This is a genomic window from Arthrobacter sp. TRD_SC_6, from assembly GCF_055361185.1.
The window spans coordinates 3051016-3076667 of record NZ_CM143953.1 but is presented as its reverse complement, the minus strand read 5'-3'; the positions used below and the strand labels follow the sequence as shown (position 1 = coordinate 3076667).

Genomic DNA, 25652 nt, shown 5'->3' with positions numbered 1-25652 from the left:
AGAAGTCCGTTTAGCGTTCAGCAATCATGGCTTCGGTGTAAAGGTCCATCAGACCCGCTACACCGCTGCGCTCCATCGCCCTTCGCTGGCGGACGGCGCCCGTCCCCCGTTCCCATACCGTCCTCAGCCCTGCCTGTATCCACTGGGAGTCACCCGTTTCATCCAAGGCGCGGCCGATGTGCTCCAAGAGCCGGTCCAGTTGTTCCCTCGCGGGAACCAGCTTCCCGGTGATCGGATTGACGACGACGTCGGTCAGGCCACGCCGCGCGGCCTGCCACTGCGCGGCGTCGAGCAATTCGGGGTCCGGGTCCGGGTAGGGCATGCCGTCCTGAGCCTCCCTGACGGCGGTGGTCACGATTCCCCTGATGAGTCCTGCCAGCAGGACAGAGTCCTGTGCCTCGAGCTGCGCGTCGGCTGTGCGGACCTCGAGGGTGGGGTAGTGGTCGGACAGTCGGGCTACCCAGGTGAGCACGCCACGGTCGATGATCACGCCAGTGTCGACGAGGCGTTGGATCCGCCTCTCATATTCGGCAGCGTCCTGGAAGATCGGGGGACACCCTTGAACCGGCCAGCGCCGATAGTGGACCGTGCGCCAACTTGCGAATCCGCTGTCGCGATCAAGCCAAAAGGGCGAATTGCTGCTCAGCGCGGTAATGATGGGAAGCCACGTCCGGATCCGGTTCAGCGCCTGCACGCCGGTCTCCTTATCGGGAATTCCCACGTGAACGTGTAGTCCGTTCACGAATTGGTCCGCCACGATTCCCCGGGCGCTGGACTTCAGCTCGTGGTAACGCTGCTTGTCCGTCAGCTGGGGGTAGCCTTCTTCGATGCGGGGCGCCGTCGCGGAACCGCTGGCGCGCACGCCTGACTTCCGTGCCGCCGCGCTCAGTTGGCGCCTGAAGTTCAGCAGTGACTCCTCGGCTTCGGTGAGCGTCTCGCACACCGGCGTTGCTGTCTCGATCTGGCAGCTCAGCAACTCCCGTTGGATATCCTCGCGTGTGACCGATCCGCCAGCCTCGAGGATTTCCTGCACCTCCGCGGCGTTAAAGACGGGCAGCCCGGTCTCCGGATGGAGCAGAAGGTACTCTTCTTCAATTCCCAGCGTTGTCATATAAGCGCCTTTCCAAGGCAGTCCGGTCGGCTCCAGTGTAGACATGTCCGGTTTGCCTGCGGGAAGTGAGTGACGCACAGGGCAAACGGGCGTCACAGGAGATTTGACATGGCCACGCCCACCCAGGCTGCCGCGAGTCCCAGCATCAGGTTGCCTCCAACGTGCACGACGGCGGCGGCCGGCCGCTTGCCCTGCCATAACGCGACCGCAGCGACACTGAGCGTGCTGAAGGTGGTCAGGCCGCCCGCGAGACCTGTGGCCCACACTGCGTACCAAACACCCTCGATGCGGGATTCCTGTAGCGATCCCCAGACGAACCCGATGATCAGGGAGCCTACGGTGTTGACCACCATGGTTCCGAATGGGAAGGAGGTCGCTGGCACGGACGCACCTCGCCGTCGTCGTGCCTCAACTGTTGCAACGGCCGCGTCCAGCGCAAAACGCGCCAAAGCGCCCGCAACACCGCCGAGGCCAACGAGCAGTGCGGTGATCATGCGGCGCTCCGCCTGCCGATAGCCAAACCAGCCGCGGCCATGGCCAGGCCAACCAGGAGCGAGAGGCCGAGGTAGGGAATCATGAGTGCAGGCTCCGTCACTCCTACGAGCGTCACCGCCGAGAACGTGGTGAACGAACCGAGTGTGCCCGGGCCGAGACCCGCCTGCACCCAACGCGGCAGCGTGTCCCGGACGCCTGCGTATCCTGTGAGTACCCCGAGGAGCAGGCTTCCGATGATGTTGATCGCGAATGTCGTCCACGGGAACGCTCCGGATTCCTCAGGGACTGCCAGGCCCAGCAGATAGCGGGCCTGCGTACCGAGGAACGCGCCCACAGCGACGGCGGCCCAGACCTGCCAGCCGAGGGGCGTCGCAGAAGAGGATGCAGGGTTGGTCATGAGGTGAGGCTGCAGCCCGGGTGTTCGCCTACGGACTCAACCCAGATCGCGCCGGTGAGCTCGTCGCCGAAGTCGATTTCACGCGAGCCGTGACCAATGTCCACCCGCGCCTGGAGAGGCCCGCCGAACGGTTTGCGCTGCAGGACTGTCACGGGCGAGCCAATGCCAATGTGCTCGCCGGCCAGGAAGCGGAGGAGGCTCGGATTCTCGTCACTGATGCGCGCAACCCGGCCGGCATGGCCTTGGTCGAGGCGATCCAGGGGAAGTGCATCCGGAAGCGTAATGGTGCCCGCGGCGGTGGGAATCGGATCGCCGTGCGGATCCACCTCAGGAAATCCGAGTTTCGCGTCCAGCCGGTCGATGAAGGTGTCGGACACTGTGTGTTCGAGCAGCTCCGCCTCGTCGTGGACCTCGTCCCACAGATAGCCGAGTTCCCGGACCAGGAAGGTTTCGAGCAGCCTGTGCCTGCGAACCATCGAAAGGGCGAGGCGCCGACCAGCGGGTGTCAGTCCCACCGGGCGGTATGGCTCGTAGTCAACCAGCCCCAGGTCGGAGAGTTTGCGGATCATCTCTGAGACCGAGGAGTTCGCGACGGACAGCCGTGCGGCCAGGCGCGAAGAAGTTACGGGGGCGTCGTGCCACTCGGAGAGCGCGTAGATGGTTTTGACGTAGTCCTGGACGCTCACTGAATCGGTTCCGAGTGCTGCGGCTTTGGCGGCCATGCTCACGCCTGCTTCGCTGTGCTGGCTGTGCGCCGGCGTCGGGCATACTGGGCGAACTGGCCTGTGCGTGGCGCGCCAAGGTAGACCGCGGTGAAGACGAGCGCCTGCGCGAGGACCACCGCCGCTCCAGTGGAGATGTCCAGGTAGTAGCTGGCGTAAATCCCGCCTACGGAGGCTGCGGCCGTGATGGTGGCTGCTACCACCAGCATGTGGTCGAAACTGCGGGTGAGCAGGAAGGCGGTGGCGCCAGGCGTGATGAGCATTGCCACAACCAGGATGATACCGACCGCTTGTAGCCCGACCACAACGCTGAGTGCCAAAAGTCCCAAGAGCAGCGCGCTCAGGAACTTCGTGTTGAGCCCAATGACATGCGCATGGGTCCGGTCGAAGGCGAACAGGGTGAGGTCCCGGCGTTTGTAGATGACAATTGCCAGCGTCAGGGCACCGAGAACAACCACCTGCCACAGCTCGCCGTCGGTGACACCGAGGACGTTTCCGAACAGAATGTGCATGAGGTCCACCTGCGAGGGAGTCCGGGAGACGATCGCCAGTCCAACAGCGAAAAGGGCAGTGAACACCACGCCGATGACGGTGTCGGATTTCAGCTTGGTGGTCGACTTGACCACGCCGATGAGGGCTACAGCGCCCGCACCGAAGACGAAAGCCCCGATGGAAAACGGAACGCCGGCAATGTAGGCGAGTGCCACACCCGGAAGTACCGCGTGCGACACCGCATCACCCATCAGTGACCAGCCCATGAGGATAAGCCAGCAGGACAGCACGGAGGCGACGACGGCTGCCGCCACCGTGACGATGAGCGCCCGGGTGAGAAACCCATACTGCAACGGTTCGAGGAAGAAGCTCGCCAGGTCCATCAGGCTTCCAATCCGGGCGAAGGTACGACGGCGGCGGGCCCGGCAGTGCCGAAAGCGCGCGCCAGATTCTCATGAGTGAGCACCTCAGTTGGGATCCCTTCGGCGAGGATGCGGTGATGCAGGAGGATGGCACGGTCACAGAACTGGGGGATCCCAGCGAGGTCATGTGTTGAGATGAGAACCGTCCGGCCTTCCTCCTTCAGCTCGCGCAGCAGCTCGACAAGAGTGGCTTCACTTGCCTTATCGACGCCTGCGAAGGGCTCGTCCAGCAGCAGGAGCTGTGCGTCCTGGGCGATCCCACGCGCCACGAATGCACGTTTCTTCTGTCCTCCTGACAGTTCGCCGATCTGGCGGTCGCGAAGTTCTGTGAGGCCCACCCGGCCAAGTGCGTGGTCCACGGCGGTGCGGTCGGTGCGGGACGCGCGGCGGGCTGAACCCATATGCGCATAACGCCCCATGAGGACGACATCGCCCACAGACACCGGGAAGTTCCAGTCCACGTCCTCAGCCTGCGGCACGTAGGCCACGAGCTTCTCCTTGCGCGCTGCCCGGTGGGAGCGTCCGAACAACTGCACCGAGCCGCTCTGCGGGGCGACCAAGCCCATCAGAGACTTGAAGAGGGTGGACTTGCCGGACCCGTTGACGCCGACGAGCGCGCAGACCTGGCCCCTCTCAAGGGTGAAGTGAACGGAATCCAGTGCGATGACGCCGTCGTAGTGGACGCTCAGATGCTCCACGCAGAGAGCGGCGGCAACGTCACGGGGGACAGGGGTACTCATGGCGCGAGCCCTTCGATAATCAGGTCGATGTCATGGCGCAACAGGTCCACAAAAGTGGGCACAGGCCCGTCCGCCTCGGAGAGCGAGTCAACATACAGCGGGCCGGCAAGCCTGGTGCCGGTGGCGTTCGCGACCTGCTGCTGTGCAGAAGCATTGACCGTCGACTCGCAGAACACCGTGGGCACCTCGTGTTCCTCGACGAAGGCGATGACGTCTTTGATCTGGCGTGGTGTGCCCTCATTGTCCGAGTTCACTGGCCAGATGAAGGCTTCCTTGAGGCCGGCGTCGCGTGCGAGGTAGGAGAAAGCACCCTCGCAGGTGACGAGCGCCGGGGTGGCAGACCTGTCGGAAAAGGCTGCCTTCAGTTCCTTCAGGAGTGAGCGCAACTCCTGCTTGAGGGCAGCACCATTCGCGGCGAACTCTGCAGCGTGACCGGGCTCAAGCTCCGAAAGGGCAGTAATGATGTTGTCCACATAAACCTGTGCGGCGGCCGGGGACATCCAGGCGTGCGGATTGGCGAGCCCGGAGTAGTTGCCGGACCTGATGTCCACGGGTTCCACTCCAACGGAAAGGACCTTCCGGGGTGCATCCACCGAGAGCAGGAACCGCTCGAACCACCGCTCGAGGCCGAGCCCGTTATCGAGGATGAGGTCAGCGTTCTGGGCGCGGACGAGGTCCGATGGCGTGGGCTCATACCCATGGATCTCGGTGCCGACCTTAGTGATGGACTCAACGCGGACATGATCTCCGGCCACCGTCCGCGTAAGGTCGGCGAGCACTGTGAAAGTGGTCAACACCACGGGCCGCGGATCCTCGCCGGCCGTTCGTTCGGCGGGCGCGACGCCACAGCCCGTGAGAGCAAGACCCACTATGAGGGTTGCCGTAAACCAATTTTTAGGCATGCCTAAATATAACGCGGAAATTCACTCCCCGACGACGGCGGTGCGTGCAGTCCATCAGGGTCAGGTGTTGTGAGGGCGTTCCAGGCGCCCGGCCCGCCAGCAGTAGGTCAGGTAGGGCAGTTCCAGTGTTGCGTCGGGTGGATGCCCGAGGTGCTCGTGCAGGTACCAGGAGAGATTGTGCTCAACTTTCGCGCGGGTTGGATCCGATGCGCGCTGGTAGTAACTGCGCGAACGGGCAAGTTCGACGACGTCGGCCGCGGACAGGCTCTGCGTCCAGGCAAGAACGGTCCCGACAGGCTCGGCGAACACCATGCCCAGGCGCGGCCGGTACGTCGGGCGGAACACGTCCCCGGCATGCATGATCCGTGAGAGCCGGTGAACCCACGGTACCGAAACATCAAGTTGATTCCACACCAACCCGAGGACTCCGCCGGGTACGAGCACCCGGGCAGCCTCCCTGCCAGCTTCCGCAGGATCACACCAGTGCCATGCCTGCGCAATGGTGAGGGCATCAGCGCTCCCGCTTGGCAGGCCGGTGCTTTCCGCAGTACCGACAACCGTCCGCACATCGGGAAGATGCGAGGACAGTACGGAGAGCATGTCCTCGGAAGGATCGACCGCAGTCACCTTTGCACAGCGCTCGAGTATCAGACGAGTAAACTTGCCGGTCCCCGCGCCGACATCCACGACGTGCTCTGCGGGGTCTGGTAGCAGCCAGTCAACGCAGGCATCCGGGTAGCTCGGCCGCACACGCTCATAGCGCTCGCCGTCCTGGAGGTAACCCTGCGCAAGCTCACGACGGCGCTGCTCACCGAGGCGCGGGCCTCCAACTACCATGGTGCTGCTCCTGGCATGGACTGAGAATGGGGGACAGGTTGGGGAACCCGACAATTAAAGCACCCATCCGCATCCTTGAGCGGACCTTCAGTCTGTGGTGCAGGGAGCGGCACCCGCGGTGCCGGGCGTGTGCGGAGCCCACTCCGGGAAACTGCGGGTCTCTACCGCGGGTACCCATCGGCCAGCATCCACTACGTAATCGGCGCCAAGCCCGTTCTCCACCAGCGCCCGCAGCCCATGCAGGAGGCGGTCGACGTCGTCGTGCCGGGATCCGACGCCGAAGCTTGCGCGGAGCGATCCGGATGGCAGGCCAAGCCGCTTCAGGAGTGGATGGGCGCAGAATTTTCCGTCGCGCAACCCGATGCCGTGTTCAGCCGAGAGATAGGCGGCCACCAGGCCGGCGTCGTATCCGTTCACCGAAAAATTCACGACGCCGATGGCGTCAGCGCTGTCGGTGAAAATACGATGCACTGTGACGTCCTCAAAGCCGTCGAGCCCCTCGACGAGGGCCGCCCTCAATTCGGCTTCATGGTTCTGCCACCCGGATTCATCCAGTGTCGCAAGCACCTGCGCGGCGTTGGCCAGTGCAGCGGCGCCTACCACATTCGGAGATCCACCTTCGTGGCGGGCCGGTCCGGTGGTCCAGGAAACGGAGTCCACCCGCACCGACTTAACAGCACCGCCGCCGGCAAGGTGCGGCGCCCCGGCGTCGAGCCAGTCAGACCTGCCGACCAGTACGCCCGAGCCGTAAGGGGCGTACAGCTTGTGGCCGGAGAAGGCCACGTAGTCGATGGCATCCCGGGTTATATTGAGGCGGCGGTGGGGTGCGAGCTGGGCGGCATCGACCACGATTCGAGCTCCGTGAGCATGTGCGGCTTCAGCAAAGGCGGCGATGGGCAGTATTTCCCCGGTCACGTTCGAGGCACCCGTGATCGCCAGCAGGCTGATTCCCCCTTCGGCCAGCTCCCGCTTCACGAGATCCAAAGTCTGCGCCACTGTGTCGGCCGCAACCACGCTTCGGTGCGGAAGCTGCAGCCAGGGCAGCAGGTTGGCGTGGTGTTCCAGGTCGAGGTAAAGCACTTCCCCGTCCACTGGAAGGCAACCCGCCAGCAGATTCAGCGAGTCGGTGGTGTTCCGCGTGAAGATGACTGCGTCATCATCACGCCCGCCAACGAAGTCCCGGACGATCTTCCGGGCGTTCTCATACAGGGACGTCGAAATCTGGGAGGCGTACCCGGCGCCGCGGTGAACACTCGCATAGTACGGGAGCACGCTCTGGACGTAGTCGTTCACCTGCGTCAGGGCGGGAGTGGAGGCCGCGTAGTCGAGGTTGACGTAGCGGGCTGTGCTGCCGTCAATCAAGGGAGCCTGAAGTTCCCCGCCGAGGACCGGAACCAGCGGACCGGCAGAAAGAGCGGTGGCCAGGTCAAGTATTGCGTTAGTCATGGATGTAAAACCCCACAGTGGTCTCATGGAACCTGCCATGAGGAGGTTCCGCGCTTGCCGAACCACTTTCTGGTTCGGCCTGGTCGTCACCCGGGGCACCCCACCGCAGAAGGAGGGTTGCCGGCCAGCGAACCGGGGTTTCGCGCTGGCACTCGTGACCAATGGCTCCAGCATAAAGGGAGCCCAGTGACTCAATGCTGTTTGTTACGGGTTCCTGTCGCCCGCTCAGTCTTCACAGGAGGTCATCCAGCGCCGGGTTGAGCCGTTTGAGAACTTCGTTATGGAGCGTGCCGTTGGTGGCCAGGGCGTTGCCGCCGAACGGTCCGTCCGCACCCTCCAACGAGGTGAAGCGCCCGCCGGCTTCCGTAACAATCGGAACCAAAGCGGCCATGTCGTAGAGGTTGAGCTCAGGCTCGCAAGCGATGTCGACGGCGCCTTCCGCGACCAGGCAGTAGGACCAGAAGTCGCCGTAAGCGCGGGTGCGCCACACCGACTCCGACAGTGACATGAAGTCGTCCAGGTTTCCGCGTTCCTTCCACCCGGACAGGCTGGAGAAAGACAGCGATGCATCCGCCAAACGCGAAACGTTCGATACCCGCAACCGCGTCGCTGCGGCGAGGGATTTTCCTGTGAAGGCGCCGGTACCGGTGGCAGCCCACCAGCGCTTGCCCAATGCCGGCGCGCTGACTACCCCGACGACTGGCCTGCCCTCATCCACCAGGGCAATCAGGGTAGCCCACACCGGAACGCCTCGAACAAAGTTTTTAGTGCCATCGATGGGATCGATAATCCACCGGCGCGAGCCGGCGCCGCTGCTTCCGAATTCCTCGCCCAGCACCGCGTCACGTGGGCGCGCCCGGGAAAGCTGGCCGCGGATTGCTTCCTCCGCCGATTTGTCTGCGTCAGTCACAGGAGTGAAGTCCGGTTTGGTCTCGACCGCCAGGTCCAGCGCCTTGAACCGGGACATGGTCTGATCATCCACGGAGTCCGCCATCACGTGGGCGAGGCGCAGGTCATCGTTGTAGCTCTGGAGGTTCATACCCATCAACCTATCGCGTCAGTGTTCCTGGAACGCGCAGGTTCGGGCGTTCCTCCGCGCGCCTTGGCTCACTGGGTGAAGCGGGGATTTACCACCAAGCCACAGAGGGTTGAACGACCGGGGGGTCAAACGACAGAAGAGCACCGGCCGTGAGGCCGGTGCTCTTCTGGTGAAACTAAGCTTTAGAGAACGGTGTCCCTAGAGAACGACTCTATTAAAGAACGGAGATGTTCTCAGCCTGGGGACCCTTAGGGCCCTGGGTGGTCTCGAAGCTGACCTTCTGGTTCTCCTCGAGTGAGCGGAAGCCGCCCGAGTTGATCGCGGAGAAGTGAGCGAAAACGTCAGCGCCGCCGTCGTCAGGAGCGATGAATCCAAAGCCCTTTTCAGCGTTAAACCACTTGACTGTACCTGTTGCCATTTTTGTTATTCCTTGAGTGTGAGGATCCCCCCGTACTTCGGGGTTCCTGTCGCGGTGTCCGTTCGCCTGTCAAGAAAGCTTTCGAACTCCGGAGAGAAATCAAGGCTTAAAAATTAGTGCGCAACACAACAACTGAAAACAGTCTAACAGCACTTCGCGGTTAGTGGGTTCCAAGTTCCTTTGATTGTGCAATTGGCTCGGAACCGGCTCCCAGAAGCCGCCGCAATGAGGCCAGCCGAACAGAACCAGACTCTCCTGCATCCCCTGAAGCCACCCACGGGTCCAGTCCGCAATTCACCGCAGTGTCATCATGCCGGCATCCCCGCTCGCAGTCCGCGGTCCCGGGTTCCAGGTCCGGGAACGCAGAGAGGATGCGGTCCGGGACCACGTGAGCCAGGCCGAAGGAGCGTATGCCGGGTGTGTCGATGATCCAGGTTCCCGAAGCGGAGTTGTCCGCCTTCAGCGCATAGGCCGACGACGACGTGTGGCGTCCCCGCCCGGTGACCGCGTTGACGCCGCCGGTTGCGCGGTTGGAACCAGTGAGTGCATTCACCAAGGTCGACTTCCCGACACCGGAATGGCCGAGCAGCACGCTGACCTGGCCATCAAGGAGGCCCTTCAAACGCTCGATCGCCTCGGGGGCGAGCAAGGCAGAGGTTCCGCTGGCCGAGGTGGTTCGAACACCGACGTCGGTGGCTGTGGTTCTACTGGTGATGATCGGAAGATCCAAGTGTTCGTAGTTGGCGAGGAGCTCCGCCGGATCCTTGAGGTCCGCTTTGGTGACGCATAGCAGCGGCTGGATTCCGGCGTCGTACGCTGCCACCAGGGCGCGATCAATGAAGCCCGTGCGCGGCTCGGGGTTCGCAGCGGCGACCACCACAACGAGCTGGTCTGCGTTCGCCACGACCACACGTTCAACGGGGTCGGTGTCATCCGCGCTGCGCCGCAGCAGCGTATGCCGGTCATGGATCCGGACCAGCCTGGCCAGCGTGTCGGGCTCGCCGGTGACATCACCCACGAGCGCGACGAGGTCGCCGGCGGCAACGGGGGAGCGGCGCAATTCGCGCGCCCGGGCGGCGATGACCACCCTTTCCTGGGCAGTATCTTCAGCGACGACTGCGGTGTACCGGCCGCGGTCCACGGTGATGATGCGGCCAGTCACCGCGTCATCATGCGCCGGGCGGTCCTTCGTGCGCGGGCGGGAACCCTTCTTGTTCGGCCTGATGCGGACATCGGATTCGTCCCACGACGAAGTTCCGCGCCGCGATCCGGCTGGCGTCACTGCTCGCCAGACTGATAGGCAGTGTCGACCAGGGCCTGCCACAGTTCAGGAAACTGTGGCATGGTCTTGGAAGTCGTAGCGATATTCTCCACCTCGACGCCGGGAACAGCGAGGCCCAGGATGGCGCCTGCGGTGGCCATCCTGTGGTCCTCGTAGCTGTGGAACGGCCCGCCGTGCAGGGCGGCCGGGCGGATGATCAGTCCGTCCACGGTCTCTTCCGCGTCACCGCCCAACCGGTTGATTTCGGTGACGAGGGCGGCGAGGCGATCTGTTTCGTGTCCGCGAAGGTGGGCGATGCCGGTGAGTACGGACGGCGTCTGCGCCAGCGCGCAGATGGCAGCGACGGTAGGCGCTAGTTCACTGGTGTCCGCTAGGTCAGCGCCCGTGATCCGGGAACCGCCACGCACCACCAGCGTGGAATCTGTTGTGAGGTCGACGACGGCGCCGAGCCGGGGCAGGATGGTCCGCCACTTTTCGCCCACCTGGGTGGTGCCGGAAGGCCAGTGCGGGATGCGTACCGTGCCTCCCGTTGCAAGTGCTGCGGCCAGGAACGGTCCGGCGTTTGAAAGGTCCGGTTCGATGCGGACGTCGAAGGCATTGATCTTTCCGGGTTCCACCCGCCAGTGATTTGGAACAGAGTCATCGACGGTGACGCCGACTTCACGCAGTACCCGGATGGTCATGGCGATGTGGTCCAGACTGGGCACAGGCTTGCCGACGTGCTCCAGGTGCAGGCCCTCAGCGAAGCGGGCGCCGACCAGGAGGAGTGCGGAGACGAATTGTGAGGAAGCACTTGCGTCGATCACGAGCCTTCCACCCCGTACCGTTCCAGTGCCGGCAACAGTAAAGGGGAGCGCTGCGCCGCCGTCGTCGTGCACTTCCATCCCCAGGCCGCGCAGGGCGCTGATCACAGCGCCCATGGGGCGGCGGCGCGCATGTGCATCTCCGTCGAAAGCGGTGTTCCCTGCGCGCAGCGCCGCTACCGGGGGCACAAAGCGCATCACGGTGCCTGCGAGCCCGCAATCCACTGTTGCATCCCCGGCAACTCCCTCGGGAATAGGTGTGACCAGGAGGTCGGCGCCAAATGGGCCGTCGCCGTCGATTTCCTGGATGGTTGCGCCGAGGGAGCTCAGCGCCTGCACCATGAGGAGAGAGTCCCGGCTGTGCAGGGGCGCTCGGAGCCGGCTCGGGCCGTCTGCCAGTGCCGCCAGGATGAGGTAGCGGTTGGTCAGCGACTTCGAGCCCGGCACCTCAACGGTGGCGTCCACAGGACCGCCGGGATGCGGTGCGGACCAGAATTGCGTTGTAGAGGGTGCGGACGGTGCACTCATGCCGGCTAGTGGCCCACTACGTCCGAGGCGGTCTTCCGTACTGCCTTTTCCGCCTTCTTCAACTGCTTCTCCGTGTCGCGGGCGAGGGAGCGCGCGCTCTTGCGGGTGTCGTGTCCGAGGGCCAGTGCATTGCGGCGTGCATCTTCGGCGAAGTGCTCGGCGCGCCAGGCCCAACCGGGGCGGCCATTGGTGTCCACGGCAGCAAGCAGAACCGCGCCGATGAGTGAGACGTTCTTGACGAGCTGGTTCCGCCGGACCTTGCGGGCCTGCGCCGTTGAGGAGTCGGCGTTGTTGAATTCCACCGCAGTGTTGAGCGCTGACGTAGCCACCAGTACCAGGGCGGACAGCCGGGAGAAGCGTCCAATGCCGAGCATGACGGCCGCCCCCAGATGGGCTGCGCCGAGGACCTTGGCCACGCGGCGCTCATCCTCGGTGACGGAGCCTGCCGATGGAACCACCTTGGCAATCCGGTCAAGGGTGGGCCGCAGCGCGGTGGCCGTGGTGTCCGCATTACGGAGGCGATCCACGCCGGTCAGGACAAAGCTGCTCGCAAGCAATGGGCGGGCTAGTACACGAACAAGGGTCACAGTGCCTCCTGGGTTCCAGCGCCGGTAGGCACCGGATCTACGTGAATGAATACCGGAAACTTCGTAAAGGACTTACAGATGCTGGTGGGTGTGTCTAGTTTTGCACTTTTGCGCCATCGAGGCGATCCGGTCCGGGCCCGAATATGAAACCGTGCGGACACCCAGGCGGAATATCCACACTCTGCGGGCCGTTATGGACGGTGATGGCACAGCCGGAATCGGTCGTGAAGACCGTTGGCGAGTACGGCGATGGATACGAGGAATAGATGACTACAGCTACACCAGTCAGGAACGCGGTGCCCCAACTGCACATTATGGCGCCCGCGCGTCCCGAGCGAAGCCGGACAGGCCGCGGACGCGTAGACTTTGCTGCGATGAATACCACAGCCGCGGCGGGCACAAACCCGGCCGAAGACGAGCACCTGGACGTCGCCTCAGAGACCGAAGCAGAGCGCACCGCCCGCTTCGAACGTGATGCCATGCAGTACGTGGACCAGCTGTACTCGGCTGCCATGCGAATGGCGCGTAATCCGGCAGATGCAGAGGACCTGGTGCAGGAGGCCTACACGAAGGCGTTCTCGGCATTCCACCAGTACAAGCCGGGAACCAACCTTAAAGCGTGGCTCTACCGAATCCTCACGAACACCTACATCAACCTCTACCGGAAGCGGCAGCGGGAGCCACTGCAGTCACACTCGGACACGATCGAGGACTGGCAGCTGGCCAAAGCGGCGGAGCACACGTCGAGCGGTCTGCGTTCGGCCGAAGTCGAAGCTCTCGACCATCTGCCGGATTCCGACGTGAAGCAGGCCCTGCAGGCCATTCCGGAGGAATTCCGCCTCGCAGTGTACTTCTCGGACGTTGAGGGCTTCGCTTACAAGGAAATCTCAGAAATCATGAACACTCCGATCGGCACGGTGATGTCCCGGTTGCACCGAGGGCGCAAGCTTCTGCGGGAGCTCCTCTCGGAGTACGCGCACGAGCGCGGCATGAAGGTAGCAACACGCGTATCCGCCAATGGCGGCGGATCTACACAGGAGAACCGAAAATGAGCGACTGCCACAGCCTTGGCAACTGCGATGACTCGAGGATTGAACGGCTGTACGAGTACCTCGACGGCGCACTGTCCCATGCCGACCTCGTGGAGATCAAGGATCACCTTGAGGATTGCCCGGAGTGCGCCCAGGAGCACGATCTCGAATGCCTGATCCGCTCCGTGGTCAAGAGATCCTGTACGGAAGCAGCTCCCGCCACCCTGAAGGCGAGCATTCTGAGCAAGATCAGCCAGATCAAGACAGCGGAACACCGGGTCGAACCCATCGACCGCTAGAGACGTCCAGCCAAACAGAAAACCCCGTAGCAGTTCATAGCTACGGGGGTTTTCTTCGTTTTGACCGTGACGTCAGGTGTTGGGGCGCTTCCCGTGGTTAGCGCCGCCGCGCTTGCGATCACGGCGCTTGCGTGCACGCTTGCTCATGGCTGCCTCCTTACCTTACTGATGTGGCTTGATGTTGCTTGCTCGAACTCGAGGGTTCGGACTGCAGTCCAGTCTCCCATACGCGACAGGGTCAACCTAAACGACGCCGGAAGCCTAGGATGGACGGGTCCGCTGCAGTACCCGCAAAGTGCAGTACCCCAGAAGCGAAGGATACCTATGCGCGCCGCCTACGTGGAGTCCGCCTCAAGTTCGTCGCCTCTGGACGGACTAAGGGTAGGGGAGATTGACATTCCGGAGTCCCCGAAGGGGTTTCGACGCGTGCGGGTACTCGCCTCTTCGCTGAACCACCATGACCTCTGGTCACTCCGCGGAGTAGGCCTCGCGCAGGATAAGTTGCCGATGGTGCTGGGCTGCGACGCTTCCGGAGTTGACGACGACGGCACGGAAGTCATTGTCCACAGCGTCATCAGTTCCCCGGAGTGGCGGGGGGACGAGACACTCGACCCACGCCGGTCCCTGTTGTCCGAGCAGCTCCCCGGAACCATGGCGGAGTACGTGTGGGTGCCCGAACGCAACCTTGTGCCCAAACCGCCCGAGCTGACATTCCAGGAAGCCGCATGCCTGCCGACCTCCTGGCTCACCGCGTACCGCATGCTGTTCACTACTTCGCCGGCGGCACCGGGCTCCACAATCCTTGTGCAGGGAGCGGGCGGCGGCGTCGCAACAGCGCTCATTGCGCTCGGGAGCGCTGCAGGGTACCGGGTGTGGGCCACGAGTCGCAGCGAAGAGAAGCAGGCTCAGGCCCGCGCGCTAGGAGCTGCTGACGCCTTCGACGCCGGAGCGCGGCTTCCGGAGCGAGTGGACGCAGTCTTCGATTCAGTAGGCGAGGCAACCTGGGCGCACTCGCTGAAGTCGCTCAAGCCGAGTGGCGCCGTCGTAACCTGTGGTGCCACCAGCGGGCCGGCGCCGTCAGCGGACCTGAACCGCGTGTTCTTCCTGCAGCTGCGCGTTCTTGGCTCAACCATGGGTACACGGGATGAGCTTCAGCGGTTGGCACAGTTCCTCGCGGTAACAGGGGTGCGGCCGGTGATCGATTCCGTGCTGCCACTGGTAGACGCACGGTCTGGTTTCGAGAAGATGCTCGACGGACATGTCTTCGGGAAAATTGTGTTCGACCACACGCTGTAGACCTCGGTCATCGAATCGGCGGTCGCGCCGGCTACCGCTCGCTTCTCAGCGCTGCTTCGATGGATGCCTGCGCCTGGTGAAGGATTGACCGTACGGTTTCGGTGACCGCGTCAGCCGTGCCGTCGGGGGCTCCCGTTGAGAATCGTCGAATATCCGCGCGCACATCATCGCGAAAGCGGTTGACGTGGAGTTCCAGTTCCTTCAAGGCGCGACGGGTGTCAGCGTTACTGGTGGTCGGCGCGGAGCGGGTAGCTGACTTCCTCGCAGCTTCCGCCGAGGCCGCGAGGTCCGCCCTGAGTCCGCGCATATTGGACCGGAGTTCCTCCCGCAGGCCGTCGGCGAGCCTGCGCACGGAAGCGGAGATGTCCTCCTCGATATCAGCGAGGTCGCCACGGCGTTCGGCAAGCTCAGCAGCGCCTGAGCCGGTGATCGAGTAGGTCACCCGGCGCCCTTGGGCTTCCGTGGCTACCAGGCCATCAGCTTCCAGCTTGGAAAGTCGGGGATAAATGGTTCCGGCGCTCGGCGAGTACGTGCCGCCGAACCGTTCTTCCAGGGCGCGCATGATCTCGTAACCGTGCTTTGGCCCGTCTTCGAGAAGGGCCAGGAGGTAGAGCCGCAGTGCCCCGTGGGCAAAGACGGCAGGCACTACTGCCCACCGTCCCGCGACACGGCAGACTCGCCGTCTGGCGAGTATTCAGGGTGACGGTGGAAGAGCGCGACGTCACCCGAAACGGAACTGGCCCTGACGGTCAGTTGTGCGTCGGTGGTTCCCGGTTCCACGTGCCTGCTCTTCCCCCTGCCCGTGAAGCGGTGGTCGTTGACCACGAGGGAACCGGAAACCGAACTGGCGGTGACATCGAGTCCCACCTCGCTGGATAGTCGGACGGTCAGGTTGCCGGACACTGTCCGTGCTTCCAATGCGTCCGGTTGGCCTAGCAGGTCCAGCGAGATTCCGCCGCTGACGCTGTTGGTGTTCACGGTGTCGCAGTAGCCCGAAGCGGTGACCTCTCCCGATACGGTCCGGGCGACGAGCGGACCGGTGTGGTGCCGGACGATGGCTTCGCCGCTCACGGTGTTGACCCGCAGCTTTCCGGACGTGTCATCCGCCATGACGGATCCGGATACGGTGTCAAGCGAAGTGTCGCTTGTCCCGCAGGCGAGGCCGTCCCCGCTGACGGTCCGCAGTGCTACGGCGGTGCCTTCCGGCACAGCAATACTGATGACGGCGGTCTCCCGAGCTTTCCCTGTAATCACCAGGCCGGAGAACGCTGGCCAGCCGCGGGATGATCCATTCGTATGGACGACTTCGAGTTCGCCATTGGTCAGGGTGACGTCGATGGGACGCCCGTCAACCTCTGAGACCTCCACCCTGGTGACGGGTTCGTCATGCACGAGGATGTCCACGCGCCCTGCGATGATGCCCGCTTTGATGGATCGTATGTCGTCGAACTCCAAGGTTTGTGGAGTGCTGATTTGCCACTGATTCTGATCCATGATGCGCCTTTCCCGACTATCGCGATATATCGCGTCTTGATGAACACGATATATCGTGTTCATCAGGAGCGCAACGCTTCAGGGCGACTGATTCATAAGGATCAGGCGGGCGCGGGGATGTCCAGCCACTGGTACCAACCACGATGGAGTACCAGCCACGCGATAAGGCCATACCCTGCCTGGCCGGGGCCGCCGCCGTTGGCAGCGAGGTCGGACCGCCAGCCTTCGTGGGCCTGGAGCGGGGTGAAGGTGTCAACGTAGACGTGCTTGCGCCGGGTGGTGACGTCGGCGAATGCTGCCGACAGGTCGGCAAGCCGCCGGTTACGTTCTGCATCAAGCCCAGGAGGGGGACCAACCACGAGCACTTTGATGCTCATCTGCGCTGCGCCGTCCAGGATGTTCGCGAGATTAAGGCGGCTTCGAGCGGTCGACAAGTCTAAATCGAGATCCCGGTCCGAGAGCCCGATGACGAGCCGGTTCTCCGCCGAGTCAGCGAAACGCCTCCCCGCCTCTGCCAGCCAACGGGCCGAGAGCGCTTCCGTGCCCTCGTTTGGCGCGGGCAGGCTGAATGTTTCGACGACGGCGTTGTCGGGTGTGGTGCGTGCAAGCACCCGCCCGAGCCAACCGAGAGCCCTGGGATCACCAAGCCCTGCGAGTAGTTCATCCCCGACGGCGGCAAGCCTGATTCTGCGCTGTTCCACATTTTCCTCCGGTTACTTCAGCTGGTCCATCATCGGTGTCGCACCACGGCGGGCTTCGCAAGCGTGCCCGGGAACGTGGATGGGCAGGGCCCGACGGACCCTGCCCATTCTACGTTCGGACTGACGCTCGGCTACTTGCGGTCAAATGCCTTCTTGATCAGGATCTCCTGCTCGACCGCGTGATGCTTGGCCGAGCCGGTGGCCGTGGATGCCGAGGCGGGACGCGAAGCCAACTGAAGCGGCCGGTCAAGGTGCTGCGGCAGGTTGAGGCCGATGAACGGCCACGGACCCTGGTTGGCGGGCTCATCCTGCGCCCACATGACCTCAGCGTTGGGGTAGGAGGACACCACAGACTTGATTTCCTCCACCGGCAGTGGCGCCAGCTGCTCAACCCGCACGATGGCCGTTGAAGTGTCATTGGCCTTCTGCCGTGCAGCCGCAAGGTCATGGTACAACCGGCCGGACACCAGCAGCACGCGTGTCACGTCCTGGGCGTCCAGGTTTGCTTTGTCGTTGATGACGGCTTCGAAACTGCCCTGGGTGAAGTCCTCGACACTGCTCGCTGCTGCCTTCAGCCGCAGAAGCTGCTTAGGCGTAAAGATGATCAGCGGCTTCCGGGGGCGGCTGTAAGCCTGGCGGCGCAGGAGGTGGAAATGGGAGGCCGCAGTGGTGGGGTTGGCCACCACCATGTTGTCTTCGGCGCACATCTGCAGGAACCGCTCGATGCGGGCGGAGGAGTGATCCGGACCCTGACCCTCATAGCCGTGCGGGAGCATGAGAACCAGCGAGGAACGCTGGCCCCACTTCTGTTCCGCTGAGCTGATGAATTCATCGATGATGGTCTGGGCGCCGTTCACGAAGTCGCCGAACTGCGCTTCCCACAGCACAAGAGCATCGGGCCGCTCCACCGAGTAGCCGTACTCGAAACCGAGGGCCGCGTATTCCGACAGCAGGGAGTCGTAGATCCAGAACTTTGCCTGGCCCTCAGTCAGATCGCCCAGCGGGAGCCATTCATTGCCGTTAGCGCGGTCGTGGAAGACTGCGTGGCGCTGCACGAAAGTTCCCCGCCGAGAGTCCTGGCCCGCGAGGCGGATGGGAACGCCCTCCATGAGCAGTGAACCGAATGCGGCAATTTCGCCGAAGCCCCAGTCGATGGCGCCCTCGCGGGACATCTGCTCGCGCTTCTCCAGCAGTGCCTTGAGCTTGGGGTGAACGGTGAATCCATCGGGGAAGCTCACGTGCGCCTTGCCGATATGCGCAAGGGTCTCGGCCGTGATGGCCGTGCTGGCCGGTACACCGACTGAGTTGTCGGCCCGCTGGGCAATGGGCCGCTCAATGTCAGACACGGCCGCGGCGTCCTTCGTGACCACCGGGATAGGGGAGGTCTGCGCGGCGTGGGTCTCAGCGAATACCCGTTCCAGGCGCTCCTGGTAGTCGCGCAGCGCCTGCTCGGCTTCCTCCTGGCTGATGTCACCGCGGCCGATCAAAGCCTCGGTGTAGAGCTTGCGCACCGAGCGCTTTGCTTCGATGAGGTTGTACATCATGGGCTGGGTCATTGAGGGGTCATCGCCCTCGTTATGCCCGCGCCTGCGGTAGCAGACCAGGTCGATGACGACGTCCTTGTTGAACCGCTGGCGGAACTGATAAGCCAGCTGCGCAACCCGGACGACGGCCTCAGGGTCATCGCCGTTCACATGGAAGATGGGCGCCTGTACCATCTTGGCGACGTCCGTGGAGTACACAGAGGAGCGTGAGGCGGTGGGGGAGGTGGTGAAACCGACCTGGTTGTTCACGATGATGTGGATGGTGCCGCCCGTACGGTAGCCCCGAAGCTGGGACAGGTTCAGCGTTTCAGCCACTACGCCCTGGCCCGCGAACGCAGCGTCGCCATGGACGAGGATCGGCAGGACCGGGAAGGTGTCGCCCTGGTCCAGTCGGTCCTGTTTGGCTCGCACAATGCCCTCAAGCACGGAATCCACGGCTTCAAGGTGCGAGGGGTTGGCTGCGAGGTAGACCTTGGTCTCGTTGCCGCTCTCGGAGGTGTACGTCCCCTCGGTGCCGAGGTGGTACTTCACGTCGCCCGAGCCCTGCACCGAGCGGGGGTCCTGGGTACCTTCGAACTCGCGGAAGACCTGCGCGTAGGTTTTACCGGCAATGTTTGTCAGCACGTTGAGGCGGCCACGGTGGGCCATGCCGATGGCAACTTCGTCGAGGCCGTCGTCGGCTGCGTCGGAGATGATGGCGTCCAGCAGCGGAATCAACGATTCGCCGCCCTCGAGCGAGAACCGCTTCTGGCCAACAAACTTGGTCTGCAGGAACGTCTCGAACGCTTCTGCCGCGTTGAGCCTGTGCAGAATGCGGAACTGTTCCTCGCGGCTCGGTTTCGAGTAAGGGTGTTCCAGTTCGTCCTGGAACCACTGGCGTTCCTCAGGGTCCTGGATGTGCATGTACTCGATGCCCGTGGTACGGCAATAAGCGTCCCTGAGGACACCGAGAATAGTGCGGAACTTCAGCATGGGCTTCCCGCCAAAGCCGCCGGTTGGCCACTCCCGGTCAAGGTCCCACAGAGTGAGTCCGTGCGTGCGTACGTCGAGGTCCGCATGCTTGCGCTGCACGTATTCCAGCGGGTTGGTGTCAGCCATCAGGTGACCGCGCACCCGATAGGCATGGATGAGCTGCTGGATGCGGGCAACCTTGTTGATCTCGTCCATCGGATCAACCTGGATGTCAGCGCTCCACCGGACCGGCTCGTAGGGGATCCGCAGCGCTTCAAAGATTTCGTCGTAGAAGTTCTGCTCCCCGAGCAGAAGCTGATGCACTATACGCAGGAATTCACCGCTGCCCGCACCCTGGATGACCCGGTGGTCATAGGTGGAGGTGAGCGTGATTGTCTTGCTGATCGCGTGCTGGGCGAGCGTCTTCTCGCTTGCGCCCTGGAAGGCGGCGGGGTACTCGAGTGCACCGGCACCGATGATGCAGGCCTGACCCTTGGAAAGCCTCGGAACGGAGTGCACCGTGCCGATGCCGCCCGGGTTGGTCAGGGAAACTGTGGTCCCGGCGTAGTCATCTGCTCCGAGCTTGCCGGCGCGGGCGCGCTTCACAAGGTCTTCGTAGGCGTGCCAGAACTCGGAGAAGTTGAAGGTTTCAGCCTTCTTGATGTTCGGAACCACAAGCAGGCGCGTTCCATCAGGTCGGGGCATATCAATTGCCAGTCCGAAATTCACATGCGCGGGTTGGACGGCGGCGGGCTTACCGTCGACGACGTCGTAATACACGTTCTGGGACGGGAACTGAGCGAGCGCGCGGATGATGGCGTACCCGATGAGGTGCGTGAAGGAGACCTTCCCGCCGCGAGCGCGCGCAAGGTGATTGTTGATGACAACGCGGTTGTCGATCAGGAGCTTGGCCGGAACCGTCCGAACGCTGGTGGCCGTCGGAACGGTCAGGCTCGCGTCCATGTTGGTGGCGATCGCCTTGGCCGGACCACGAAGAATGCTGACGGTATCTTCGTCCATCTCGGAGTTGAGATCCGACTTCGGCAGCTGCGCGGGAATAGGGGCTTTCTCGTTCTTCGCCTTGCTCTTGGGCTCGGCTTTTGCCTCGGCATTGGCTTTGGAGCTGTCGGGCTTCGGCTCCGCGCGGTTCTTGGAGGCTGTGTCCTTCGAAGGCGCGGATTCCTTTGGCGCAGCAGTTTCCTTTGGCGCAGCAGTTTCCTTTGGCGCAGCAGTTTCCTTTGGCACAGGGGGCACTCCGGACTCCTGGGTAGCCGCTGGAGATTCCCCGGAAGCTTTCGGGGCGTCCTGCTCAGCGTTTACAACCGGGATTTCGCGGGTGGGAGGGTTAGGATCATCAGCACGGGAGGCGCCTCGGGGTGCTGCGTGGCGCCCGTTCTCGGAACCTTGGTTGTCGGCTTCGAAGGACTCGAACAGACTCCACCACTTCTTGTCCACCGAGTTTTTGTCCTGCTGGAACTGCTCATACAACTCATCGACAAGCCATTCATTTCCGCCGAAATCTTCCGGTAGACGGTTGGATTGTTCTGGCACTTGTTATACGCCCTCTTCCGATGAGTTGCCCTTGGCCCAAAGACGGTCTGCACGAGGTCCAATCGGCGCACGCTTGGGCTCTGTCGACCTGTTCATCAGTCTAATGACAGGTCCAGTCAACAAGCCAATCTGTCAATGCTCACGACCAGCGGTTCCGTCATGCGATCGCGTGGATTCCGGTGCCTGGCCCGATTACGAATAGACTCGCTCAGTAACCGACTGCAGGAGCACGCCGTGCGTTTCATCAACACGCCCACAACCGACCTGACCTACTCGGATGTATTCCTTGTTCCGTCCTCGTCTGAAGTTATTTCCCGGTTCGACGTCGACCTCTCGACGGATGACGGAACCGGAACCACCATTCCCCTCGTCGTAGCCAACATGACCGCCGTTACCGGGCGCCGCATGGTGGAAACGGTGGCCCGCCGCGGCGGGTTGGCCGTACTGCCGCAGGACATTCCCACACAGGTCATCAGCGAGGTGACCCAGTGGGTGAAGCAGCGCGACCTCGTCTTCGAGACGCCGCTGAAGCTCCAGCCCGGCAACACCGTCATTGATGCGCTTCACCTGATGAACAAGCGCGCACACGGCGCAGTGATGGTGGTTGACGAAGCCAACCGCTGCATTGGTGTGGTGCACGCATCGGATTGCGACGGCGTCGACCGCTTTGCTTCGCTTGAGTCCGTCATGCGCACCCGGCCGCTCACGCTGGATGCTTCCCGGTTCTCGGGCGACCGTGATGCTGCGCTGCAGCAGGCGTTCGAGGAACTGGACGCGGCAGGGGCCTCGCTCGCCGTCGTCGCACGAGAGGGTGAACTCGCTGGCGTCATTACCCGCAAGGGGGCGCTGCGCTCCACCATTTACTCTCCGGCCGTGGATGGCAGCGGCCGGCTCCGGGTCGCGGCCGCCGTAGGCATCAACGGCGACGTCGTTGCCAAGGCTGCGGAACTGCTCGATGCCGGCGTCGACGTGCTGGTGGTGGATACGGCACACGGGCACCAGCGCAAGATGCTCGATGCACTGAAAGCGGTTGCCTCCCTTGACCCCAACGTGCCGATCGTTGCGGGAAACGTTGTCAGTGCCGACGGCGTCCGTGACCTCGTGGAGGCCGGTGCCTCCATCATCAAGGTCGGCGTGGGCCCAGGGGCAATGTGCACTACGCGCATGATGACCGCCGTGGGCCGCCCCCAGTTCTCCGCCGTTTACGAGTGCTCGCAGGCTGCAGCCAAGTTGGGCGCCCATGTATGGGCCGACGGCGGTGTCCGTTACCCGCGCGACGTCGCCCTCGCGCTCGCAGCCGGCGCAAGCCAGGTGATGATCGGCTCCTGGTTCGCCGGAACCTATGAAAGCCCGGGCGACCTGCAGACCGATAGCGCGGGCCGCCAGTACAAGGAGAGCTTCGGGATGGCCTCGGCCCGGGCAGTGCAGAACCGGACCCAGCGCGACGACGTCTTCGCGCGCGCCCGCAAGGGACTGTTCGAGGAGGGCATCTCGACGTCGACCATGTATCTGGACCCGGCCCGTCCGGGGGTCGAGGACCTGCTCGACATGATCACAGCCGGCGTCCGCAGTTCGATGACCTATGCCGGAGCCCGCTCGCTGGCGGAATTCCGTGACAGGGCGATCGTTGGAGTGCAGTCCGCGGCAGGCTACGAGGAAGGCCGCCCGCTTCCGCAGAGCTGGTGAACAGCGGTTCACGAACAGCGGCCCGCGAACCGGGCAGTGCCGAGGCGGGGGCCGCTGCTGTAAACTGGGATCCTTATGGACAGTCCTTCTAGGGGCCGGCCCATGGTTCGCACGCAGCGTAAGCCAGCATCAGCCCGATGTGCAGCGCAACCATCCAGTGCCGGCAAATCCCGTACACATGCCCATCCTCTCTCCACTGCGGTTCAACTCCTGGCAGCAACGGGCGCTTCAGGTGCCTCAGACGCTCAGGTGCCGGACGCCGCGGAGGCTCCCTGCTCGACGGCGGAGCCTTCTCAACCCGGGGAACCCTCTGAACCTGCGGAGCCTCCGAAACCCGGCCCGCCCTGTGACGACCCCTCGTCTCGGCATTCCCTGGCGGTGACCCGCTGATGGAGTGGATCTACCTCATCGCAGGTTTGCTGCTGATCTTGGGTACAGGGTTCTTCGTGGCCGTTGAATTCTCTTTAGTCGCATTGGACCAGACCTACGTACAGCGTGCGGTCGATGAAGGGGACAAGAGGGCCGAGCCGTTGCTCCGGTGCCTGAAGTCGCTTTCCACCCAGCTTTCCAGCTGCCAGCTGGGCATCACGCTGACCACCCTGCTCACCGGATACGTCATGGAGCCTTCCGTTGGCCGGCTCCTGGAAGGTCCTTTGGGTGCCGCCGGGCTAGCGGACGGTATCCGCGATTCGATTTCCCTGATTCTGGCCATGACCCTCGCCACGCTGCTCTCCATGCTGATCGGCGAGCTCGTTCCAAAAAACATGGCCATTGCCCTGCCGTTCAAAGTCGGCAAGGCGCTCGCACGGCCGCAACTGCTCTTCACTGCAGTGTTCAAACCGGCGATCGTGGTCCTCAATGGTTTCTCCAACAAGGTGCTCAACGTCTTCGGGCTTGAGGCGAAGGAAGAGATCTCCGGTGCCCGGACGCCGTCCGAACTGTCCTCACTCGTTCGTCGCTCGGCTGCCATGGGCACACTGGACCAGGGCACCGCGAACTTCCTTGCCCGCACCTTCAGCTTCTCCGAGCGGACAGCCGCCGATGTGATGACTCCACGAATCCGGATGGAAACCATCGATTCGGATCAGACGGTTGCCGACGTCGTCGAACTTGCCCGAAGGACCGGATACTCGCGCTTCCCGCTTATCGGGGATTCACCGGATGACATCCGCGGGGTGGTGCATGTCAAAAAGGCGGTTGCCGTCCCGCGGTCGCGGCGCGCAGAACTGCCGGCCGGAACGATCATGACGGAAGTCCTGCGCGTCCCGGAAACGGTTCATTTGGACTCACTCCTCAGCGAGCTCCGTGAAGCGAACCTGCAACTCGCCGTCGTACTCGATGAATACGGCGGAACCGCCGGCGTCGCCACCCTGGAGGACCTCGTAGAGGAAATCGTGGGGGAGGTCGCTGATGAACACGACAAACTCAAGCCCGGTGTGCTCCAGAGCGCGGCCGGTAACTGGTTCTTCCCAGGAATCATGCGGCCGGACGAAGTGAGCGAGCAGATTCCCAACCTGGTGGTCCCCGACGAGGCAGGGTACGAGACCGTTGGCGGCTTCATCATGTCGGTACTTGGGCGCATTGCCGAGGTTGGCGACCGGGTGGATGTTCCCGGCGGAATCCTCGAGGTTGAACGAATGGATGGCAGGCGGATCGACCGCATCAGCTTTATCCCCATAGAACCTGAGAACGACGCACGGGACACCGTGGCCCCCGCCTCTGAAGGAGCGTCCCGATGAGCGACTGGATGGGAATTCTCTGGCTGATCGTCCTCCTGATCGGCAACGCATTTTTCGTTGGCGCGGAGTTCGCGGTGATGAGCGCCCGCCGAAGCCAGATCGAACCGCTGGCCGAGGAAGGGTCCAAACGCGCACGGACCACACTGTGGGCCATGGAGCATGTGTCCCTGATGCTCGCCTGTGCGCAACTCGGCATCACGGTGTGCTCCCTGCTCATCCTGCAGGTCGCTGAACCCGCGATCCACCACCTGCTGGTGGTGCCGCTGGAGGCAGCAGGCCTGCCGGAAGGCTTGGCCGATGGCGTCGCGTTCGCCATTGCGCTGGCGTTGGTGACCTTCCTGCATGTCACTTTCGGTGAGATGGTGCCGAAGAACATTTCGGTGACGGTTGCGGACAAGGCAGCACTGGTCCTTGCCCCGCCGCTGGTGATGATCGCAAGGGTTGTCCACCCGGTCATCTCATCCCTGAACTGGATGGCCAACCACATTCTGCGCGCCATGCGCATCGAGCCGAAGGACGAGGTCACCTCCTCCTTCACCCTCGAGGAAGTGCAGTCCATTGTGCAGGAGTCAACGCGGCACGGCCTGGTGGACGACGATTCAGGGCTCATCAGTGGAGCCCTGGAATTTTCGGGGCAGACCGCCGGAACCGTGATGGTTCCGCTCGACAACCTGGTGACGCTGAGCACGGGTTCAACGCCGGAGGAGTTCGAGAAGGCCGTTGGCCGAACCGGTTTCTCGAGATTCGTCCTGGTGGACGAGCAGAACAACCTCACCGGGTACCTGCACCTCAAGGACGTCATGTCCCTGCCCGCGGAGGCTTACAGCCGTCCGATCACGGAGAACAAGGTACGCACCCTTGCCAACCTCACGGTCGACGATGAGATCGAAGACGCCCTGGCGATCATGCAGCGCACCGGTTCCCACCTTGCGCGTGTGATGAACCGTGAGGGTTTTGCACTCGGCGTGTTGTTCCTGGAGGACGTGATTGAGCAGTTGATCGGCGAAATCCGTGACGCGACGCAGAACCAGGGCTCGCGCCGCACGGGCGAGTCGCACCAGTTCGGCGTGAATCTCGGAACTCCGAACTCACGCTAGAACCGGAAACGAACGACGGCGGGTGCCCTCCGCGCAAGGAGG

The 25652-nt window shown here is 63.3% G+C and carries 25 protein-coding genes and 1 riboswitch; of the genes, 6 read left to right on the top strand and 19 right to left on the bottom strand.

The window, feature by feature from the left end:
- Positions 1-10: 10 nt before the first annotated feature.
- The 14 genes from ACWA1U_RS14595 to ACWA1U_RS14530 form a co-directional block, all read right to left on the bottom strand.
- Positions 11-1111, bottom strand: a complete 1101-nt coding sequence (locus ACWA1U_RS14595) for a carboxylate-amine ligase (RefSeq protein ID WP_463722881.1) — start codon at positions 1109-1111, stop codon at positions 11-13.
- A 92-nt stretch (positions 1112-1203) separates the two neighbouring features.
- Positions 1204-1605, bottom strand: a complete 402-nt coding sequence (locus ACWA1U_RS14590; protein WP_463722880.1) for a fluoride efflux transporter FluC — start codon at positions 1603-1605, stop codon at positions 1204-1206.
- A complete protein-coding gene (locus tag ACWA1U_RS14585) occupies positions 1602-2003 on the bottom strand; it encodes a fluoride efflux transporter FluC (RefSeq protein ID WP_463722879.1) in 402 nt (133 codons plus the stop codon). Before ACWA1U_RS14585 ends, ACWA1U_RS14590 begins: the two co-directional genes overlap by 4 nt.
- Positions 2000-2725 carry a metal-dependent transcriptional regulator gene (locus tag ACWA1U_RS14580; RefSeq protein WP_463722878.1) on the bottom strand — a complete coding sequence of 242 codons (726 nt, stop codon included), beginning with the start codon at positions 2723-2725 and terminating at the stop codon, positions 2000-2002. The genes ACWA1U_RS14585 and ACWA1U_RS14580 overlap by 4 nt, the downstream gene beginning before the upstream one ends.
- 2 nt (positions 2726-2727) lie before the next feature.
- Positions 2728-3600: a metal ABC transporter permease gene (locus ACWA1U_RS14575; RefSeq protein ID WP_463722877.1), complete on the bottom strand. Its 873-nt coding sequence runs from the start codon at positions 3598-3600 to the stop codon at positions 2728-2730.
- Entirely contained in the window at positions 3600-4379 is a 780-nt protein-coding gene (locus ACWA1U_RS14570; protein WP_463722876.1) for a metal ABC transporter ATP-binding protein, read from the bottom strand. Before ACWA1U_RS14570 ends, ACWA1U_RS14575 begins: the two co-directional genes overlap by 1 nt.
- Positions 4376-5281: a metal ABC transporter solute-binding protein, Zn/Mn family gene (locus ACWA1U_RS14565; protein ID WP_463722875.1), complete on the bottom strand. Its 906-nt coding sequence runs from the start codon at positions 5279-5281 to the stop codon at positions 4376-4378. The genes ACWA1U_RS14570 and ACWA1U_RS14565 overlap by 4 nt, the downstream gene beginning before the upstream one ends.
- 60 nt (positions 5282-5341) lie before the next feature.
- On the bottom strand, positions 5342-6118 hold the full coding sequence (locus tag ACWA1U_RS14560) for a class I SAM-dependent methyltransferase (protein ID WP_463722874.1): 777 nt from the start codon (positions 6116-6118) through the stop codon (positions 5342-5344).
- An 87-nt stretch (positions 6119-6205) separates the two neighbouring features.
- Complete coding sequence (locus ACWA1U_RS14555) at positions 6206-7564, bottom strand: aminotransferase class V-fold PLP-dependent enzyme (protein ID WP_463722873.1); 1359 nt, start codon at positions 7562-7564, stop codon at positions 6206-6208.
- 45 nt (positions 7565-7609) lie between these two features.
- Positions 7610-7724, bottom strand: a riboswitch (SAM riboswitch).
- A 72-nt stretch (positions 7725-7796) separates the two neighbouring features.
- Positions 7797-8609: a histidinol-phosphatase gene (hisN, locus tag ACWA1U_RS14550; RefSeq protein WP_463722872.1), complete on the bottom strand. Its 813-nt coding sequence runs from the start codon at positions 8607-8609 to the stop codon at positions 7797-7799.
- Between the two features lie 208 nt (positions 8610-8817).
- Positions 8818-9021: a cold-shock protein gene (locus ACWA1U_RS14545; RefSeq protein WP_026545912.1), complete on the bottom strand. Its 204-nt coding sequence runs from the start codon at positions 9019-9021 to the stop codon at positions 8818-8820.
- 160 nt (positions 9022-9181) lie between these two features.
- Positions 9182-10303 carry a ribosome small subunit-dependent GTPase A gene (gene rsgA / locus ACWA1U_RS14540; protein WP_463722871.1) on the bottom strand — a complete coding sequence of 374 codons (1122 nt, stop codon included), beginning with the start codon at positions 10301-10303 and terminating at the stop codon, positions 9182-9184.
- Positions 10300-11634 (bottom strand): 3-phosphoshikimate 1-carboxyvinyltransferase, encoded by a 1335-nt coding sequence (gene aroA / locus ACWA1U_RS14535; RefSeq protein ID WP_463722870.1) that lies wholly within the window; start codon positions 11632-11634, stop codon positions 10300-10302. Before aroA ends, rsgA begins: the two co-directional genes overlap by 4 nt.
- 5 nt (positions 11635-11639) lie before the next feature.
- Positions 11640-12221: a DoxX family protein gene (locus ACWA1U_RS14530; RefSeq protein ID WP_463722869.1), complete on the bottom strand. Its 582-nt coding sequence runs from the start codon at positions 12219-12221 to the stop codon at positions 11640-11642.
- Between the two features lie 266 nt (positions 12222-12487).
- On the opposite strand from ACWA1U_RS14530, the gene ACWA1U_RS14525 reads away from it, so the two are divergent.
- The gene (locus ACWA1U_RS14525) at positions 12488-13273 is read left to right on the top strand and encodes a sigma-70 family RNA polymerase sigma factor (protein ID WP_463722868.1); all 786 of its coding nucleotides are present in this window, start codon (positions 12488-12490) and stop codon (positions 13271-13273) included.
- Complete coding sequence (rsrA, locus tag ACWA1U_RS14520; protein ID WP_463722867.1) at positions 13270-13551, top strand: mycothiol system anti-sigma-R factor; 282 nt, start codon at positions 13270-13272, stop codon at positions 13549-13551. The genes ACWA1U_RS14525 and rsrA overlap by 4 nt, the downstream gene beginning before the upstream one ends.
- Positions 13552-13623: 72 nt before the next feature.
- Here rsrA and ACWA1U_RS14515 read toward each other — a convergent pair whose 3' ends face one another.
- Positions 13624-13698 (bottom strand): 50S ribosomal protein bL37, encoded by a 75-nt coding sequence (locus tag ACWA1U_RS14515; RefSeq protein ID WP_369299106.1) that lies wholly within the window; start codon positions 13696-13698, stop codon positions 13624-13626.
- A gap of 177 nt (positions 13699-13875) precedes the next feature.
- On the opposite strand from ACWA1U_RS14515, the gene ACWA1U_RS14510 reads away from it, so the two are divergent.
- Positions 13876-14847 (top strand): zinc-binding dehydrogenase, encoded by a 972-nt coding sequence (locus ACWA1U_RS14510; protein ID WP_463722866.1) that lies wholly within the window; start codon positions 13876-13878, stop codon positions 14845-14847.
- Positions 14848-14878: 31 nt separating this feature from the next.
- On the opposite strand, the gene ACWA1U_RS14505 is transcribed toward ACWA1U_RS14510, so the two are convergent.
- The 4 genes from ACWA1U_RS14505 to ACWA1U_RS14490 form a co-directional block, all read right to left on the bottom strand.
- Positions 14879-15493 carry a PadR family transcriptional regulator gene (locus ACWA1U_RS14505; RefSeq protein WP_463722865.1) on the bottom strand — a complete coding sequence of 205 codons (615 nt, stop codon included), beginning with the start codon at positions 15491-15493 and terminating at the stop codon, positions 14879-14881.
- The gene (locus ACWA1U_RS14500; protein WP_463722864.1) at positions 15493-16341 is read right to left on the bottom strand and encodes a DUF4097 family beta strand repeat-containing protein; all 849 of its coding nucleotides are present in this window, start codon (positions 16339-16341) and stop codon (positions 15493-15495) included. Before ACWA1U_RS14500 ends, ACWA1U_RS14505 begins: the two co-directional genes overlap by 1 nt.
- A 101-nt stretch (positions 16342-16442) precedes the next feature.
- Complete coding sequence (locus tag ACWA1U_RS14495) at positions 16443-17042, bottom strand: GDSL-type esterase/lipase family protein (RefSeq protein WP_463722863.1); 600 nt, start codon at positions 17040-17042, stop codon at positions 16443-16445.
- A 131-nt stretch (positions 17043-17173) separates the two neighbouring features.
- Positions 17174-21088 (bottom strand): multifunctional oxoglutarate decarboxylase/oxoglutarate dehydrogenase thiamine pyrophosphate-binding subunit/dihydrolipoyllysine-residue succinyltransferase subunit, encoded by a 3915-nt coding sequence (locus ACWA1U_RS14490; protein ID WP_463722862.1) that lies wholly within the window; start codon positions 21086-21088, stop codon positions 17174-17176.
- A gap of 234 nt (positions 21089-21322) precedes the next feature.
- Here ACWA1U_RS14490 and guaB1 point away from each other — a divergent pair, with 234 nt between their 5' ends.
- From guaB1 to ACWA1U_RS14475, 3 genes are all read left to right on the top strand, one after another.
- Positions 21323-22774 carry a GMP reductase gene (gene guaB1 / locus ACWA1U_RS14485; RefSeq protein WP_463722861.1) on the top strand — a complete coding sequence of 484 codons (1452 nt, stop codon included), beginning with the start codon at positions 21323-21325 and terminating at the stop codon, positions 22772-22774.
- Between the two features lie 389 nt (positions 22775-23163).
- Positions 23164-24513 (top strand): hemolysin family protein, encoded by a 1350-nt coding sequence (locus ACWA1U_RS14480; RefSeq protein WP_463722860.1) that lies wholly within the window; start codon positions 23164-23166, stop codon positions 24511-24513.
- Positions 24510-25610 carry a hemolysin family protein gene (locus ACWA1U_RS14475; protein WP_463722859.1) on the top strand — a complete coding sequence of 367 codons (1101 nt, stop codon included), beginning with the start codon at positions 24510-24512 and terminating at the stop codon, positions 25608-25610. Before ACWA1U_RS14480 ends, ACWA1U_RS14475 begins: the two co-directional genes overlap by 4 nt.
- Positions 25611-25652 lie beyond the last annotated feature (42 nt).

What these genes read in the sequence shown, in the direction of transcription:
- ACWA1U_RS14565 (WP_463722875.1), bottom strand. Translation starts at nt 5,281, where the DNA reads ATGCCTAAAAATTGGTTTACGGCAACCCTCATAGTGGGTCTTGCTCTC.
- ACWA1U_RS14580 (WP_463722878.1), bottom strand. Translation starts at nt 2,725, where the DNA reads ATGGCCGCCAAAGCCGCAGCACTCGGAACCGATTCAGTGAGCGTCCAG.
- ACWA1U_RS14585 (WP_463722879.1), bottom strand. Translation starts at nt 2,003, where the DNA reads ATGACCAACCCTGCATCCTCTTCTGCGACGCCCCTCGGCTGGCAGGTC.
- ACWA1U_RS14525 (WP_463722868.1), top strand. Translation starts at nt 12,488, where the DNA reads ATGACTACAGCTACACCAGTCAGGAACGCGGTGCCCCAACTGCACATT.
- hisN (WP_463722872.1), bottom strand. Translation starts at nt 8,609, where the DNA reads ATGGGTATGAACCTCCAGAGCTACAACGATGACCTGCGCCTCGCCCAC.
- ACWA1U_RS14510 (WP_463722866.1), top strand. Translation starts at nt 13,876, where the DNA reads ATGCGCGCCGCCTACGTGGAGTCCGCCTCAAGTTCGTCGCCTCTGGAC.
- ACWA1U_RS14480 (WP_463722860.1), top strand. Translation starts at nt 23,164, where the DNA reads ATGGAGTGGATCTACCTCATCGCAGGTTTGCTGCTGATCTTGGGTACA.
- ACWA1U_RS14575 (WP_463722877.1), bottom strand. Translation starts at nt 3,600, where the DNA reads ATGGACCTGGCGAGCTTCTTCCTCGAACCGTTGCAGTATGGGTTTCTC.
- ACWA1U_RS14545 (WP_026545912.1), bottom strand. Translation starts at nt 9,021, where the DNA reads ATGGCAACAGGTACAGTCAAGTGGTTTAACGCTGAAAAGGGCTTTGGA.
- ACWA1U_RS14590 (WP_463722880.1), bottom strand. Translation starts at nt 1,605, where the DNA reads ATGATCACCGCACTGCTCGTTGGCCTCGGCGGTGTTGCGGGCGCTTTG.
- ACWA1U_RS14500 (WP_463722864.1), bottom strand. Translation starts at nt 16,341, where the DNA reads ATGGATCAGAATCAGTGGCAAATCAGCACTCCACAAACCTTGGAGTTC.
- rsrA (WP_463722867.1), top strand. Translation starts at nt 13,270, where the DNA reads ATGAGCGACTGCCACAGCCTTGGCAACTGCGATGACTCGAGGATTGAA.
- ACWA1U_RS14475 (WP_463722859.1), top strand. Translation starts at nt 24,510, where the DNA reads ATGAGCGACTGGATGGGAATTCTCTGGCTGATCGTCCTCCTGATCGGC.
- ACWA1U_RS14555 (WP_463722873.1), bottom strand. Translation starts at nt 7,564, where the DNA reads ATGACTAACGCAATACTTGACCTGGCCACCGCTCTTTCTGCCGGTCCG.
- aroA (WP_463722870.1), bottom strand. Translation starts at nt 11,634, where the DNA reads ATGAGTGCACCGTCCGCACCCTCTACAACGCAATTCTGGTCCGCACCG.
- ACWA1U_RS14595 (WP_463722881.1), bottom strand. Translation starts at nt 1,111, where the DNA reads ATGACAACGCTGGGAATTGAAGAAGAGTACCTTCTGCTCCATCCGGAG.
- ACWA1U_RS14560 (WP_463722874.1), bottom strand. Translation starts at nt 6,118, where the DNA reads ATGGTAGTTGGAGGCCCGCGCCTCGGTGAGCAGCGCCGTCGTGAGCTT.
- ACWA1U_RS14570 (WP_463722876.1), bottom strand. Translation starts at nt 4,379, where the DNA reads ATGAGTACCCCTGTCCCCCGTGACGTTGCCGCCGCTCTCTGCGTGGAG.